Source organism: Pseudoalteromonas sp. TB51 (genome assembly GCF_000498055.1).
GTDB classification, from domain to species: domain Bacteria; phylum Pseudomonadota; class Gammaproteobacteria; order Enterobacterales; family Alteromonadaceae; genus Pseudoalteromonas; species Pseudoalteromonas atlantica.
This window is the reverse complement of record NZ_AUTO01000058.1, coordinates 1-3,037: the sequence shown is the minus strand read 5'-3', so window position 1 is coordinate 3,037 and position 3,037 is coordinate 1. Positions and strand designations below refer to the sequence as shown.

Sequence of the window (3,037 nt, the reverse complement as noted above, 5' to 3'; positions counted from 1 at the left end):
CGTGTATGGCAGGCCAATATTAAAAAAAGCATTTTAGTTCATGTGCCTATCACCAATGGCGAAGTGCAAGAAACTGGCGATTTTGAACTTGATGGCGTGACCTTTGCTGCCTCCGAGGTAAAGCTTGAGTTTTTAAAACCCGCCGATGGTGAAGGGGCGTTATTCCCAACAGGCAATGTAGTAGATGACTTAGAAGTACCAGGTGTTGGTACTTTAAAAGCCACCATGATAAACGCGGGTATTCCTACTGTATTTATTAATGCCGCGGATATTGGCTATAGTGGCACTGAGCTGCAAAGCGATATTAATAACGATACTGACGCACTTAAAAAGCTTGAAACTATTCGTGCCTATGGCGCAGTCAAAATGGGGTTAATAGCTAATATTAATGAAGCGCAAACACGCCAACACACACCAAAAGTAGCCTTTGTGGCAGCGCCATTAGATTATAACGCGTCAAGTGGTAAGTTTATTGAAGCTACAACAATTGATTTATTAGTACGTGCTATGTCTATGGGCAAGCTTCATCACGCTATGATGGGCACAGCTGCAGTCGCTATTGGCGCAGCCNGCCGCTGCAATTGAAGGTACGCTTGTTAATGTGGCCGCAGGTGGCGGGACATTAAACGAAGTTAACTTTGGCCACCCCTCTGGCACGCTAAAAGTAGGCGCAGAAGCTAAAAAAATAGCTGGAGATTGGCAAGTAACAAAAGCAAGTATGAGCCGCAGTGCTCGTGTGCTTATGGAGGGCGTAGTTAGGGCTTTGCAGTAAGCTGATTTTAACGTTTTATATTGAGTCATTAACGGCGCATATTGCTCGTTAATGACTGTTAAACGTTTAGTTTTAATACACAGCTAAATAAACATTCTGTTTATATATTTCATTTCAAAACACCACCTAACCTCATCCTTTTTTCATTATATTAGCCTTGGCGGGCGTTTTTTTTAGCGTATCTGTCGCAATTACTTGAAGAATATTATTAACAAACTAAATTAAATGTAATATTCACTTAATATTGTGGATATATGGTACGCCAGAGCGATGCTTCTTAATGGTTTTAACATATCTTATTGAAAAATAGTAAAGCCTATGAAGAAGCGTCGTTTATATTTAGGTAAAAACTTATACTTATAGCGCATAAAAATGTAGCAAAAACTCATTGCTTAATGTTACTTTAATTAATAAGTAACAAAGGTTGTTATTGTGTGTCTGTTTATGTTTTTTTGTAAACTTTCACGCGTATATTTTATAAAATAATTTCTGATACTCATTGCAGGCTATCAAGGAGAAATAAATGGCACAGCGTATGAATAAAATTACCCCAATTGCAGCATCTGTTGCACTTACCCTAGGTTTAGCGGGTTGTGGTTCAGACAACGACAGAAACACTTACGTTCCTCCAGTTGAATCTGTTACTTCATCTGATGAGGCTCAATTTAACGTAGAAATAACAGGTAAAGCTGTTAAAGGAGCCATGAAAGGTGCCGTAGTTAGTGTGATGACACTTGATGAAACAGGGCAAAGTGTTCCAGTTGCATTTAGATTAGAAGCATCAGCAGAAGCTGAAACGTTTACCGGCGAAGCAACTTCTCAAGATGCGGCAGATGCGGNAAGCTAGTAAAGTAGCAGGTAACCCAGATGCGCTAGTAACCGGCGATAATGGTAGCTACAGCATTTACCTTGAAGATGACTTTACAGGCCCTGTATATATTACAGTGACTACTGCTGAAGAAGGCGATGATAGCTTCTTACGTTGTGATGCTTACGTTGGTTGTGGAACTTACGATGATGCGCCAGAAGCAGATGACGTAAACGATGGCGATACTAACATTGAGTTTGGTGAATGGTACAAAGCCGACTTAGAGCTTTCTGTTGTTAAATATGTTACTCCAGCAGAAGCTGACACATCAGGTGCAAGCGGCGCAGCAGGCGATGCAAACGTAGCACGTTCGTTTAAAGCGAATGTAACTTTTTTAACTACATTGGTTGCTCAAGCCCTACTTGAAGCCGAAGGTGAAGTTGACGCTGATGCTATTGCATCGACAAGCTTAAACACAGTGATTCAAGTTTTAGGACCAGATGCAGCGGTATTATTATCAACGCTTATTGGTGACTTATCAAACGGTGGTGCAGTAGATTTAAGTGATGTAGACGGTGAAGAAAGTCTTACGCAAGGCGTGTTGATGATTGCGCAGTTGTCATCTTCGGTTCAAGGCTTACCATCAATCTCTGATGCTATAGCAAGCATTAAAGCCGGTGTTGCAGCAGGCACTTTAAGTACAACTGATATTGCAGCAACATTACAAACAGCCGTTTCTAGTACTGCAAGCGTGTTTGTAGCTATTGCAACGGGTGATGAAGATGCAATTAAAACTGCATTAGAAGCAGCCTACTTAGCAAATAACCCTAATGCATCAGCTGCTGAGATTAATGCATTTGCAGAAAATTCTGCGGGTATTGCAGCTAAAGCAAAAGAAGCAAAAGACAACGCAGTTAAAAACGGTGCGGCAACCGATTCAGAGCTGGCAGAACTTGCAGGTACTGTGCAAGAAGCTCTAGAAGAGCTGGGTTGTTCTGGCGATGAGTGTGTTGCAGGCGATGACTTTTTTGCAGATTTAGCAGTTGCGTTATCAGCGCAAATTGATGCATCTTCTACTGAACTTTCTGCTCTTCAAACATCTATAGATACTGCTGAAGAAATGCTTGCTGATGTTGAAGAAATGGGTGATGCTGTAACTGACGCAGCTACTGCAATTGAATTTGTTGCGGCTGTAGCTGCACTTGAAAATGAAGCTGAAGCAGCGGATTTAGCAACGGCAACAAACAAGGTTTATGTGCAAGCACAAGGCTATGTTAGCACAGCGACTCTATTAGTAGCTCAAAGCTCTGACTACCAAGGCATACTAGATACTGCAATTGATTTACAAGACGCTGCTTTAGAAGAAGTAGAAAACGTAAGCACATACGATTTAGCACTTGCGCAGTTAGTACTTGATGCAGAAGCCGCTATTACTGAGTATGAGATTGAAGTAGAAG

Annotated in this window: 1 pseudogene; it reads left to right on the top strand. The window is 41.4% G+C overall.

Annotated features, from left to right (window positions below):
* Positions 1–772 (top strand): annotated as a pseudogene (gene prpF, locus L650_RS0102045) (2-methylaconitate cis-trans isomerase PrpF); the annotation flags it as partial.
* Positions 773–3,037 lie beyond the last annotated feature (2,265 nt).